8 protein-coding genes and 1 pseudogene are annotated in these 12,826 nt (G+C 63.6%); 6 read left to right on the top strand and 3 right to left on the bottom strand.

Annotated features, from left to right (window positions below):
- Positions 1-61 precede the first annotated feature (61 nt).
- Complete coding sequence (locus GY769_12120; protein ID MCP4202667.1) at positions 62-694, top strand: restriction endonuclease; 633 nt, start codon at positions 62-64, stop codon at positions 692-694.
- A gap of 217 nt (positions 695-911) precedes the next feature.
- Here GY769_12120 and GY769_12115 read toward each other — a convergent pair whose 3' ends face one another.
- Positions 912-1,712 (bottom strand): hypothetical protein, encoded by an 801-nt coding sequence (locus GY769_12115; protein MCP4202666.1) that lies wholly within the window; start codon positions 1,710-1,712, stop codon positions 912-914.
- Positions 1,713-2,649: 937 nt separating this feature from the next.
- On the opposite strand from GY769_12115, the pseudogene GY769_12110 reads away from it, so the two are divergent.
- Together GY769_12110 and GY769_12105 are read left to right on the top strand one after the other, a co-directional pair.
- Positions 2,650-2,955: pseudogene (locus GY769_12110) on the top strand (hypothetical protein).
- Between the two features lie 338 nt (positions 2,956-3,293).
- On the top strand, positions 3,294-4,067 hold the full coding sequence (locus GY769_12105) for a hypothetical protein (protein MCP4202665.1): 774 nt from the start codon (positions 3,294-3,296) through the stop codon (positions 4,065-4,067).
- A 131-nt stretch (positions 4,068-4,198) separates the two neighbouring features.
- On the opposite strand, the gene GY769_12100 is transcribed toward GY769_12105, so the two are convergent.
- On the bottom strand, positions 4,199-6,160 hold the full coding sequence (locus tag GY769_12100; protein ID MCP4202664.1) for a tetratricopeptide repeat protein: 1,962 nt from the start codon (positions 6,158-6,160) through the stop codon (positions 4,199-4,201).
- A 443-nt stretch (positions 6,161-6,603) separates the two neighbouring features.
- Between GY769_12100 and GY769_12095 the strand changes: the two genes are divergently transcribed.
- The gene (locus GY769_12095; GenBank protein ID MCP4202663.1) at positions 6,604-8,016 is read left to right on the top strand and encodes an IS110 family transposase; all 1,413 of its coding nucleotides are present in this window, start codon (positions 6,604-6,606) and stop codon (positions 8,014-8,016) included.
- Between the two features lie 209 nt (positions 8,017-8,225).
- A complete protein-coding gene (locus GY769_12090; protein MCP4202662.1) occupies positions 8,226-9,161 on the top strand; it encodes a universal stress protein in 936 nt (311 codons plus the stop codon).
- A 235-nt stretch (positions 9,162-9,396) separates the two neighbouring features.
- Here GY769_12090 and GY769_12085 read toward each other — a convergent pair whose 3' ends face one another.
- Positions 9,397-10,944: a DUF1566 domain-containing protein gene (locus tag GY769_12085; GenBank protein MCP4202661.1), complete on the bottom strand. Its 1,548-nt coding sequence runs from the start codon at positions 10,942-10,944 to the stop codon at positions 9,397-9,399.
- A gap of 524 nt (positions 10,945-11,468) precedes the next feature.
- Here GY769_12085 and GY769_12080 point away from each other — a divergent pair.
- Complete coding sequence (locus GY769_12080; GenBank protein ID MCP4202660.1) at positions 11,469-12,488, top strand: IS110 family transposase; 1,020 nt, start codon at positions 11,469-11,471, stop codon at positions 12,486-12,488.
- Positions 12,489-12,826: the final 338 nt, after the last annotated feature.

The following is a 12,826-nucleotide window of genomic DNA, read 5'->3' as shown; positions in this document are numbered from 1 at the left end:
GGCCGGACAAGCCGGCCTCCGCCCCGTTTCCCCCCTCCCAAAGACAGAGGAATCGGACCTAATGCCGGGGAAATCTCACGTTCCCCGTGGTATCAAACTTGGGAGCAGGTCATGTCAGCACTTCCCTGTGGCGATTCTCGTCAGTTGCAAGAGATGGAGCCGAAAGTTACATCAGGGAGACATCGACGCTTTCGCGGGCGAGCTAGCCTCTTCTTCGGCACACAAGGGAGTCATCTACTCCTACAGCGGCTTCACTGGGCCCGCACAAGAGAAGGCGGCGAAGCTCGGTATCAGTTGCTGCAGGCTGTACCAGAACGAACCGCCGGATCTGCCTAAGCAACTCGTCTTCGACGTTCACCTCTGCAGCCAGCGAGTGATGTTCAGCCTCTATGGGTACGTGGCAGCGGAGTGGCGGTTCGAAACCTGGGGTGATGTTCTCGATCTGCCTGACACCTCTGATGGAGAAGGGGAGAAACGAGTCGCCGACATGCTCCAGACCGCGTTTCACGAAGCAGAGCAGCAAGCGGTGCGAGATCTGGTCGACAAGCGACTGTGGCCTCCGGATGCGTTTGGCGCAGCGGTGGGAGTCGGTTCGCCCGAAGGAGAGGCCCGCTCACCGTTTCGGATTGGGGTGCAAGCTGAGTGGAAATGGTATCGGGCGAGGCTTGAGGCATACGAGCTAGATGGCTCCTAGCGCAGTAGGAATTTGGTTTTCCTCGCAGCGAGGTCTGAGGCCTGGGAAGTGCCTCGGAAGGGCCGCTGCGGGGCTGGCTGCTGCGAACAAGACCCAGCCTGGTCGGCCCGAACCCGCGTGGACGCCCGGCCGGAGGGTCTCGAGGTCGATGGCCAGCCGCTTGGAGGGGCTTCAGACGCACGTGTCCCAGACTCCCCGGGAACTGGCCGCGAGCAGCTCAGGCGGATTCTGCGACGAGCCCGAGTGTGTCCGGAGGCGCGTGAGCCAGGGGCTCGGGCTCCTGGGCCGGGAGCTCGAGGCTCTTACGAATAGCCTTGGCGGAGCCGAAGTCGAGGATGAAGGCGAGGATCTTCATCTCGGCGCCACAGAACGGACACAAGAGCGGATCGACCTCGTAGACGCGCCGGATCAACTTGGCCCAGCTCAGCCGAGAGCGCCGGGTGAACTCGTCGTTATCCTGGCGACCCGATGTCGGGGTGGTGTCGCCCGCCATTGCGGCCTTACGGCGTTTGCCGCGAGCCGCGTTGGCGTAAAAGCCCCAGTAGCGCACGGTCTGCTGCGAGGGCTCGGGAATGTGGTCGACGACCCGGGCGAGGAATTCGAGCACATCCCAGCGAGCCTCGGCCGGGCACGACCCGGCGCGGCCCGAGGGCCGGCTCCGGCAAACGACTTCGCCGGTGTCTGCCTCCCAGCTCAGCCTCTTCAGTACGATTGGGCAGCGGATCATGTACCGGCCAAGACGCACGGCGCCCTGGCGGTCCTCGACCCGCACCGCTCCGTGCGCCGAGAAGCCGCTGTGGCTCCAGGAAAGGAGGTTGTCGACGATCGCCTCGGTGATCAGCTCCTTGGCGAGCAGCATCCGCAGCACCTCGGCGCGAAAGAGCCGCTCGACGTGCTGGGAGTCGAACCAGGCGAGCGGCCGGAAGGTACCGTCGGGTAAGAACCCACCGTCAGTGACCAGCACGTGGACATGCGGGTGGAAGTTCAGAAGCTCGCCCGCGGTCTGGACGAATCCCACGGCGCCAGACCGCGAGGGCCTCCTTGGCTACTTTCTTGCCGTTTTTCTCGCGGTAGATCTCGAGGTCGTCGACATCGAGCATTACCAGCGAGACCGGCTTGTTCCGCCGATTCCACCGCCGCAACTCTTGCTCAAGCTCTTCGAGCGCCGTGCGGGAGTCCCGACGTCGCTTGCTGGGCATTGGCTCCCCCTCAAGTCGCTACGATCTCACTCGCTGTAACCCAGCACAAGGGCGGCAATGCCTACCCAGAGCGGTCGCTGGTCCAGAGCGGCGCGATCGACCTGTGGCATCCGTTTGCGCGGCGAGGCCCGCCAACATATTATCGGGAAAATTGGAAGCACAGTGTCGCGAGAAGGCCGAGACAGACGCGTGCGACAACACCCCACCGCCTCAGTTTGGCGTCGTGGGTCGCCACTTGTTGGGAGGATGAGAATGTCGAGAACCAAACCAGTGCTCGTAGCGCTCGCAGTCGTGATAGCGGCGGCAGCCGGTTGGAGTGCTGTCGAGGGCGGGCAAGCAGGTATCCCCAGAGCGATTTCTCCGGGTGCAATGGATCGATTCGTTCGGATCATCGATCCATCGCCGACCTTCAACTGGGCGGCGGCGGCTGAAGCCGAAGGATACGAACTCGCGGTATACCGAGTGATCAAATCCGAGTCCGGGACGGCGGAGATGACTACCGCCCTGGAGATCAAGATCGTCGGTTCGGCTCTTGGTTGGACGCCGTCGGCCGAGCAGGGACTGACCTCCGGCGAATACGCCTGGGCGGTGAGAGCGGTCATGCGCGACGGTGTCGGCGACTGGTCGACGCCTCTTGTCTTCAGGGTCGCGACTCCTGAGGTCAGCCTCCCCGAGGGTGGTTTGCCCAGTGAGCTCGAGCCGAAGGCCTCTGCCGAGCTTCCCGAAGCAGCGGCCACGAACCACGCCGAGGCTGGTATGCCTGCTGCCAAGGTCGTAGCCCAGCTGCCGTCCTCACTCACCGGCGGCACAACCGCTCTGGTTGTGAACGACGAGAACGTTCTGACGACAGGCAGCTTCTTTGATTGTGCCGAGGGCGAGGTCCTCTTGGTCGATTCAAACGAGTGGGACTGCGTTGCCGCTCCTCCAGGCCCGACGGGCCCCACGGGACCCACCGGACCGACCGGACCGACCGGACCCACCGGACCCACCGGACCGACAGGAGACACCGGCCCGACAGGAGACACCGGCCCGACCGGACCCACAGGGCCGGTCGGCCCCACAAACCCATTCCAGCCGATTGTTCGGCTCTGGCCCTCCGATGCAGATTCAATCGTTCTGTTCAAGGCCGAACTTGCTTTTACCTACACGGACATTCACTGCATCGTGGATCCGGCCGACACCGGAGAGTCCGTGGTCATCGACATTCGAGAGTGCGACTCGACGGCGGACGCTTGCTTGACGATTGACGCCACGATCACCTGTGACAACGACGGAGCGCAGGACGATGGCGCCCTTTCAAACGGCAGCATCGACGCCGGTGACTGGGTACTACTCGATATCGGCACGACGACTGGGACGGTTAGCACCCTGACGATCACTCCTTTCGGCACGATTGACTAATGAGACGAGTGGCACTCTTCTTCTCGCTGGTTGTGGCACTGCTGAGTGCCGGCACCCTACGGACGCAGATCATCATGTCGGCGTGGGCTCCGTCTGACCACCCCGACTTGGAGTTCTGGTTCAAGACGGACGGCGGCAACCTGAACCAAAGCGGTGGCGACGTGACCACTTGGGACGACGAAGTCGTCGCTCACACGTTGGATGCCTCAACGGACGGCGTGCCGCCCTCGGTAGTGTCGTCCTACTTGAACGGCTTGGACGGCGTGCAGTTTGACGGAACGGAGTGCATCCGCAGCGTGGCGGCAGATGACGGCTGGCCAGACACTCTCATTACGCAGCCATACACGGTTTTTCTCATCGGTGGGTGGACCGTTGATCCTGGAGAGTTCAAGGTCTTCTACGACTCGGACAGATTCTCTCACAGAGGTGAGCTTTTCGCGGTCAACTGCACGTCGGATTGCGAGAACGCCATGTACAGCGGTATGTCCGAACTGTCCATCAACACGACTCTGGACACGAATGACCATTATTGGGTACTTATCTTCGACGGCTCCAGCAGCGATGCGTGGGAGGACGGAACCCAGACTCTGACTGCGGGCAGCCTGGGCAACACCGACGGCATGCATCACTTGACTCTCGGCGCACTGAATGGCTGCAACGCTTCTTATAGGTCGCAGATCACCGTGGTCGAGTGGGGCATCTTCAATTCTGAGTTGACCGGTGACGACCTCATCCGCCTGAACACTTACCTGGCAAACCGCAGTGGTCTTTGATGGTGAGGAAGGAGAAGCTCGGCTCGATCATCTCGGCCTCGAACTTGGCTTGGAGAGACTCGCGCCAGGGGCCCCCGCGAGAGCGCACCAGGCGCGGTGGCTGCGACAGGTCCGCCAGAGAGTCCGGCGCACTAGCGCTGGCAGAACTCCAGCCAATGATGGGCGGCGCTTTGGTCTGCCGCATCTAGGCGCAGCGCCTCCTCGAACCCGGCGACGGCCTCGTCGCAGCGGCCCGCCGACATCAAGCCGTGGGCCAAGTTGAACCACGCCTGGGCATAGCCGGGGTGGAACTTGAGGAATCGCCGGTAGCTAGCTTCGGCCTCCGACCAGCGGCCGAGCTGTTGCAGGGCAACCCCCTGGAGAAACAACGTCAGCCGGTGGCCTGGGTCGCGTTCGGCGACACGCTCGAGGTAGAGCAGCATGGCCTCCAGCTCGCCTTGGTCGTAGAGGTCGTAAGCCGCCTGGTACTGGTACTCCAAGTTGCGTGGGTCGAGGTCAGCTGCGATGCGGCTTTCGGCCTGCGCGCCAGCGATGTCGCCGGTATGTCTGTAGGCCTTTGACAACCAGTGGTGCGCGATCGCCCACCCGGGTGCGATCTCCGCTGCCCGTCGGGCGTGCGCAAGCCCCTCGACCGGCCGTCCGGTCGCGAGATAGTGCATTCCCAAGTTGATATGCGTGTAGACATGGCCCGGCGCCCGCTGCAGTGCCTCGAGATAGTGCCGCTCGGCCCGCGCCGGGTCCCGCCCCTGAATGCTGCGGGCGTAGTTCATGTGACCGAGAGGTGTCGCTCCGTAGCGTACGCTTTGGGCCCAGAAGCTCTCCTCGGTGCGCCAGATCCCGTTCAGGATGTATGACGAGATGCCGAGATAGACGGCTAGCAGTAGCACCACCAAGAAGGCTCGCGCCGGCAGCAGTACCGTCAGGCCGATCGCCAGAGCGAGACAGAGGAAAGCGAGCGACGGATACTGGCGGTAGTCGACCGCTAGGTGGTAGAACGGCCACAGCGACGAGGTCGGAATGAACAGCACCCAGTAGGCGAGGGTTGACCAGCTCGCCACCGGAGCTCGCCTGCGCAGGCGCCAGACCAAAAAAAGGCTGGCGAGGATGAAGGACAGACCCGCGATGACCCCTGGATCGAAGAGCGCCCCAGCCTCGACGACTTCCGGCTGTGGGCGCCTCCGGAAAGGCCAGATAACATTGCGCGCGTAGTGAAAGAGGTGCAGCCGTAGCATGGTCAGGAGGTAGATCCCGGAGGAGCGCCCTGGGCTGGTGACCATGGCCAGGTCCGAGGAAGCGAGCACCAACCGGGTCCACGCGAAGTAGCTGGCCATCACCAGGGCGAAGGCCGCAGGCCGCGCCCAGGTTGCAGGAGAGCGCCAGCGAGACTTCGCCGGCCCGAGTTCGAACAGCAGCACGAGCAATGGCATGACGACGCTGTTCTGCTTGGCGAGAATCGAAAGGGCGGACAGGCCCAGCGCCAGCGTCCAGCCAGCGACCGACGCGCCCCGCCGCCGCATCCTCAGGTAGACCAGCAAGGCGACGGTGAGGAAGAGCATCATCAGCAGCAGATCGCGAGCACTGATGTAGTTGACCGGCACCCCGGAGACCGGGTGGATGGCGAAAAGAAGCGTACCGGCCAGAGCGATCCCCCGCAGCCGCCGCCCCCCCAAATCGAGTCCCGACCAGTGCAGCAACAGCTCGGAGAAAAGCAGATAGACCAGCCAGCAGACCGCCAGATGGATGCCGAGATTACCCAGGTGATACCCTGCCAACAGCTCGATGCCCAGGCGGTCGCTCAGCTCGTTGTTGAGCGACAAGCTGAGCGGCAGGAGCGGCCGGTACTGCTCGAGTGTGGGCAGCGAGGTGCTGGTGCGGGGATCGAGAAAGTGCCGCCAGGGCGGCCAGAACCTCTTTACCTCGGGGTTACTCGCCACCCGGTACGCGTCGTCCAGCTGCAGCGAGTTCTCGAGAGTGTTGGCGAAGGTGCCGGCGCAAGCCAGCAAGATCAGCAGCAGGTGGAGCCAGGGCCGGTGGGCGATACGGGCGAACCTCACGGTGATGCGGCCCGCGAAAGAGGATCTGTCTCGATTCATTTGGGAATCAGAGCGGCATAGACTCGCATCGATGGATGCATTCTAGACCTGCGCCGGCTCGTAGGCTTCGTCGTCCGGAGCCTTGAGTCCGCTCCTCGTCCCGAAGATCGCGACTGAAGAACTCATTGAAGGCCGCTATCCGGAATGACGACTTCGTCGCGCCGGTAGACGTCCTCCACCGGCATTAGAAAGGGCCGTTCGCGGTCGTGCTCCGCCGCCAGGACCTCATCGGTCGATTGCCGGGAAGGGTCCTCGTTCGATTCCTGCACCCCGGCGGGCACGAGGGTTAGAGCAAGACATCGTCAGAAGCCGCGTCTTGGCGCGGCGCGTACCGATGCGATCTGACTGGACGTATTTGATAGTGGCGGACTCCCCCAATCGGGAGATGCTTGGGTTGGAAAAACAACGACCCGGGCATCGAGCCCGAAAGGAGGAAGACCGCCATGGAACGATACATCGGCATCGACGTCCACCGCGACAGCTCCACAGTCTGCGTGCTGAACGCCGCCGGCAAGCGACTCCAGCGCGAAGTCATGGAGACGACCGGCCTTGCGCTGGTGGGCTATGTGCGCAAGCTCACGGGAACGCTCCACGTCTGCATCGAAGAGGGCACCTGGAGCGAGTGGCTCTACGAGATCCTGTTGCCGCACGTGGCCGAGCTGGTCGTCTACCAGAACGTCTGGACGCCAGGAGCCAAGAGCGACGCGATCGATGCTCACGGCCTGGCCGAGAAGCTGCGCATCGGGCGGGCTGGGCCCGGAGTCTTCAAGGCTCCGCAGCGCTACCGGAAGCTACGCGAGTGGGCACGCGTCTACCAAGGGCTGACCCTGGACCTGACGCGCGCCAAGAACCGGCTCAAAAGCCAGTTCGGGCGCCGGGGAGTTCGCTGTGGCGGTGCGAGTGTCTACGATCCGGAGCGGCGCGACGCCGGGCTCGAGCAGCTGCCTGCCGTGATGCGGCCGACGACGAAGCTTCTAGGGCACGAGGTCGACGGCCTGAGCGAGCTCAAGGCCGAGGCCGCAGCGGGGCTTTTGGCCGAGTCACGCCGGCACCGGATCTCGAAAATCCTCGAGACGGCTCCCGGCATCGGACCGATCCGGGCGGCTCTGCTGATCGCCACGGTCGTGACACCGCACCGCTTTCGCTCCAAACGCCAGTTCTGGAGCTACTGCGGCTTCGCTGTGGTAACTCGATCCTCGGCCGACTGGCTTCCGACCCAAGGAGGTTGGGTCAAGGCCCAGGTGGTCAAGACCCGGGGCTTGAATCGCAATCACAACCCGATGCTCAAGACGATCTTCAAGGGTGCCGCCATCACGGCGATCAATCGATCCAATCCCGGCCGGTCTTTGAAGGAGGCCTACGAGCGGCTGTGCGAAACGGGCACCAAGCCACCGATGGCGAGGATCACGATCGCCCGCAAGATCGCCGCTACGGTGCGCGATGTGGAAGAACGAGGAGGTGTATCGAGTCGTAGCCTAAAGACGCAGCTTCCAACCGGAATCGGCCGACGGCTGCGACCGGTGGACTGGTGCCCGGTGTCGTGGCGCCAGACGGTTCTCCGGCACGAGGTTACGAGGGACAGCATCTCGGTTTTGCATGGCCCAGAGCACGGGCTCCAAGGCACCCTAGCAAGACTATGCACCCTCACCGAACCGAACGAAGAGATGGCCTTAGAGGCCCTGATGCAAGCATGGTTCATCTGCTGCGAGACCAGAACGAAGCTGTCTTCTAAACCGGCGAGTCGATGGAGCTCGCCACGACCACCAAGCCAAGACCTCGGTAACCGCCAGGTCGGTCTCCCATCGAGACGCTCGATCTCCAGTGGTTCGAGCAGGCCGGAGAGGTGTGCCACTTGACATCGCTTCTGATGCAAGCACAACCATCGAGCCTGCGCCGATCAACCATCGTCTCAGCACTGTGGTTCCTCCTTGTCGTGAAGCAACCGGCTCAGCCTAACACCGGCCGCCTTGCGAGCTCCCGGCGCTCCCCACCCGGAAAGGTATGGCGCAAGCACGGTGAAAATACTAAGAACAAGCGGGGTGATGTCCCCCCGAAGGAGGTAGCCATGCTCAAGATACGAAAGATCCTCTACCCGACTGATTTCTCGCGATGTTCGAAGCAGGCCCTGGCGCACGCCCTGTTTCTGGCTCGTCAGCACAGAGCCGAGTTCCAGATGTTCCACGCCTCCGTTCTACATGCGGACGACCCGAACGATCCCGAGCGCGACTTTCCGGAAGCCGACGAGATTCTCGCCAAGCTGTTCGAGATCGCTGACGCGAAAATGACTGCCCTGGTCGCCGAGCAGGAGCGGCGCTCCCTGAGCATTCGGGAGTTTCGGGTACGCTGCGTTTCACCGGGACAAGCCATCCTCGACCACGCCAAGGAGGAAGACATCGACGTGATCGTGATGGGCACTCGTGGCTGGCGAACCGGTCCATTTCTCGGCAGCGTCGCAGAGCATGTCGTGCGGCACGCCGAGTGCCCCGTGCTGACGCTGCGGGAGACCGAGGAGCCGCGAAGGCTCGAGAAGCTCGAACAGATCCTGGTACCGATCGACTTCTCCAAGCACTCACGCGAGGCGCTGTGCTTCGGACGCGAGCTGGCGGCTACCTACGGTTCGCATCTGCAGCTCGTCCATGTGATCGAAGAGCCCGATTGGCCCAAGGTCTACAGCGGCAGCGAAATCTGGGCGGTGCCCGAGACTCAACACGGCTGGCGCGAAGAGTCCGCAAAGGCAATGCACGAGCTGATCGCGGAAACACCCGGCTCGACCGTCGACTTCGGCACCTACGTGCTGGACGGACGGGCCTCCAACCAGATCGCGGAGTTCGCGGAGAAACACAGCACGGATTTGATCGTCATCCCCACCCACGGACTGACCGGATTCGAGCGGTTGATTCTCGGCAGCACCACCGAACGAGTGGTTCGACTCGCCAAGAGCCCGGTGTTCACGGTGCGCTCTTTCGGCAAATCGCTGCTGCCGGGCGCACTGGCGGCCTGATTCCCATTCGGCACGTCGCTCTTCGCCCTCGCGATCGTGGCTGCCCTGGCTGGGTTTGGAGCATGGACCTCAATCGGCAGGCGACCTACCGCGGCGAAGGCGGGCTGAGCCTAGAGGTCAAGACCCAAGTGACACTGATACCAACGGTAGGGACCGGTGGGTCGGCGCCGTTTCCCTTCGGTGACCGACCCTCCCTGACTCGCCGTCCGTCGGTTCCGATCGCCGACCATGGACCTCACTGTCCGCCACGGACCGGCCAGACGTGGAATCTGCTGAGCTTCCAGCCGTTGCTGACGCCGCCGATGCGCATGCTAACGATCCAAGTGAAGTTGGAGCTGGTGGCGCTGGCGGCATTCGAGTCGGACGTCCAATAGGCGTCGGACCGCACGCCCGAAAACGGATCGCCCTCGACCCACTGGCCGGTACCCGCAGTGTTCGGTACGGTAGGCATGCCCACCCCGTAATGCACCAGACTCTGCAGCTCCCGCACGTTCGGCAGGCGCCACTGGCCAGCCACCGAGCCGTCTGAGAGACCGCAGGCGCTCTCGCGGTAACCCACGGTCGAGTCATCGGCCAGAGAGTTGGAGAAGGCCAACGCCTCCTCCCAGTCCATTGGGGCAGGGGCGCAGTCCGCATTCTCCAGCCAGATCAACCTTGTCAGGTTGTCCGTCACCGTGCCGTCACCGTTCTTGACGAACCGAGGTTTTGGCCAGGCCACCCCTCGCTGGAGAGCCCCGTCCTGGCCCCGGCCGATCCCCGTTCCGCACCCGACGATGGCACCCGAAACGTCGTAGCAGCTCGTCTGCCCAGTCCGCGGCACCGGGGCCGGAGCCCTACACTCTCGCCATGGTCCGCACCGACGCCATGTACGCCCCGCCGCCGTTGTCTGTACCGAACCGTCGGGAAACTCGATGCCACCATCGGCCAGCACCAGCGAGGGCGTCGGTGGTCCGAAAGCCGTTGGCGCGAGCTGTTTCTGATTCTGGCGTACCGGCCAGACGTGGAATCCGATGGTTTTGATCCTTTGAGAGACGTTGCCCGTCCTCATGCCTACGAGCCAGGCGCGATCAGCGCTGGTGGTCGAAGACGTCGACGACCAGTACCCGGTGTACTGGCTAGAGAACTGCACGGTCGAGAACGGATCGCCCTCGACCCACTGGCCGATACCCGAAGTGTTCGGTACGGAAGGCAAGCCCACCCCGTAGTGCACCAGACTCTGTAGCTCCCGTACGTTCGGCAAGCGCCACTGACCCGCCACAGAGCTGTCTGAGAGACCACAGTCGCTGCTGTCTTGACCCCCGGTCGAGCCATCGGCCAGAGAGTTGGCGAAGGCCAAGGCCTGCTCCCAATCCACTGGGTCAGGGGCGCAATGCGCATTCTCCAGCCAGATCAACCTCGTTACGTTGTCCGTCACCGTGCCGTCACCGTTCTTGGTGAACCGTGGATTCGGCCAGGTTACGCCTAGCTGAAGAGCCCCGTCTTGGCCCAGGCCGATCCACGGTGCGCACCCGACGATGGCACCCAAGACGTCGTAGCAGCTCGTCTGCCCCGTACGCGGCACCCGAGCTGGACGACGGCCCCGCGCCGCCGTTGTTTGGACCGAACCGTCTGGGAACTCGATGCCGCCGCCGGCCGGCACCAGCGACGGTCTCGCTGATTCGACAGCCTGAGGCGGGACCTGATCCTCACCCCAGCGCACCGGGTGTACCTGTGCCTCGCCGGCGGTCGCCCCGACCGCACCCAATACCAACACGGCTGCCGCGAGGCTGAGAAACGCTTTCATTCTTTGACGTCCGATTGGGTCTTCGTCTTATTCTGACAGGCCCCAGGGAGCTGGAGCAACCCCCTGCCGGGTGCTCCCGCGCCGTGAAATCTATGGCGGAACCGGCCAGCCGGTCCGAACCTCAAGGGTCGCACCCAACGCTCATCGGGCGCTCCGAAGAGCGACCACGCGGAGCCGTTGTCGGCGAGCATCATGCCGTACTCCTTGAGGGCGCGGAGAATCACCTGGTTCCGCGGCGAGCGCCTCCCGGCGGGGCCATTCGCGTGGCACCTCCCGGCGTGGGACGCAGAAGAAATCGGTGACAGGATACTCATTCCGCCTTCGGCTTGCGCCCGACTGGAATGTCTCAGAAGACATCGTAGGAAAGCCACGTCCTGCTCCCATGGCTGGGCGGGGCATCGCGATGTCGAGATCCGCGAGTCCCCTCTGCTCGTCTGACGAGACTTGGCGATCCTCCTCAGGGAGGCGAAGCTCGGGGTACGTCATACAACCCGGGCACGAAGCCCCTACCAAGGAGGATCGCGATGCAACGCTACATCGGAATGGACGTCCATTCGAAGAGCTCGACAATCTACGTGATGAGCGCGTCTGGCAAGAAGGTCCGACAAGATGTCGTCGAGACCAACGGCCAGGCGCTCATCGGCTATCTCGCACAGATTCCAGGGCAGCTGCACGTGTGTCTGGAGGAGGGCGAGTGGAGTGCCTGGCTCCACGAGATCCTCGAGCCGCGTGTTGCCGAGCTCGTCGTCGAGCAGCCGCAGTCGAAGGCCGGGTCGAAGAGCGACGCAATCGATGCTCGGGATCTGGCGGACCATCTGCGCACGGGCCAGATCAAGACCGAGGTCTACAAGGCGCCGCGGCGCTTCACCAAGCTGCGCGAGCTTGCGCGGACCTACGACATGCTGACCGAAGACTCAGGTCGGGCGAAGAATCGGCTGCGCAGCGCCTACCGCAGACGCGCCGTGGGCTACCCGGGGCATGGCCTTGCAGCGCAGTCAGAAGCTCTTCCCGAGCTCCCCGCGTGGATGCGCCAGTCCGTCGAAGCGCTCGGTCTCGAGCTCGCCTCGATCGAGGAGCTGCGTGGCGGTATCGAGGAAGAGATGATCACCGAGTCCCGCCGGCACCCGATCTCTCGCATCCTCCAAACCGCTCCGGGGCTGGGGCCGATCCGAGTCGCGCAGTTGATACCCATCGTCATCACGCCACATCGGTTTCGGACCAAGCGGCAGTTCTGGGCCTACTGTGGCTTCGGCCTTGTCAGACAGACCACGTCCGACTGGGCCAAGGTCGGGGGACGGTGGGTACGAGTCCCGGTCCAGCAAACCCGGGGACTCAATCGAGACTGCAACCACACGCTCAAGCGGATCTTCAAGGGAGCGGCGTCGACGGTGACCCGCTTCCGGATGGAACCGCTGTGGACAGACTATGTGCGACTCACCGAGAACGGTACGCGCCCCAACCTGGCGCGGCTGACCGTGGCGCGCAAACTCGCCGCGGCCGTGCTCGCGATGTGGAAAAAGAAAGAGAGGTATCACCCGAGCTGACCACGAACAACTCCGAGCGGAGCTCGCAAGAAACGTCTCATGGCCCTCACGTGCTCGACGATTCGACGGAACGATCTCGCTGGTTTCCAGGTTCGAGGGAGAGCATCCAAGGGGCGACTGGGCCCCGGTGCGAGTCTCACCTCCAAGAGCACTCTTCCGGGGACACGTCCCCGGTGCTCGTGGACTCAGGCTCGTCTCGGAGGCCCAACGAGAAGACTATGCCCCCTCACCGAACCGAACGAAGAGATGGCCCCCGAGGCCCTGATGGCAGTCTGGTTCAGTTTGACCGAGAAGAGCCGGCACCGCTTCCATACCGGCGGCGCCCGTCAACCAGCAAT

It is taken from the genome of bacterium (genome assembly GCA_024224155.1).
GTDB lineage: Bacteria > Acidobacteriota > Thermoanaerobaculia > Multivoradales > JAHEKO01 > CALZIK01.
This window is presented reverse-complemented; position numbering and strand designations above follow the sequence as displayed.